The sequence below is a fragment of the Bacillus sp. SIMBA_026 genome (assembly GCF_046535335.1).
Lineage (GTDB): Bacteria > Bacillota > Bacilli > Bacillales > Bacillaceae > Bacillus > Bacillus velezensis.
On the sequence record NZ_JAWRWX010000118.1, the window covers coordinates 1 to 277 of the forward strand.

Below are 277 nucleotides of genomic sequence, written 5' to 3' on the forward strand. Positions count from 1 at the left end.
TCTATAACAGGACTTCCGGGGCGAACTCGGTGGCGCTCGAAACGAAGCTCGCAGCCATGGAGGGCGCCGAAGCCGCCGCCGTCTTCGCCACAGGTGTGGCGGCACTGCACGGAATCTTCTTCAGCCTCCTCAAGGTCGGCGACCACGTCGTGGTTTCCAATGTCACCTACGAAGCCGTCTACCGCCTATTCGGTGAGCTCCTCCCCGAGAAATACGGCATCGAAGTCACCTTCGTGGACGTGGCAGACCTTGAAGCTGTCCAGGCCGCTGTGCGCCC

Annotated in this window: 1 protein-coding gene; it reads left to right on the top strand. The window is 62.1% G+C overall.

What is annotated here, in order from left to right; all coding sequences use genetic code 11:
• Positions 1–29: 29 nt before the first annotated feature.
• Positions 30–277 (top strand): PLP-dependent transferase (locus SB847_RS20900; RefSeq protein ID WP_410578510.1); only part of this gene is annotated, 248 nt, incomplete at its 3' end.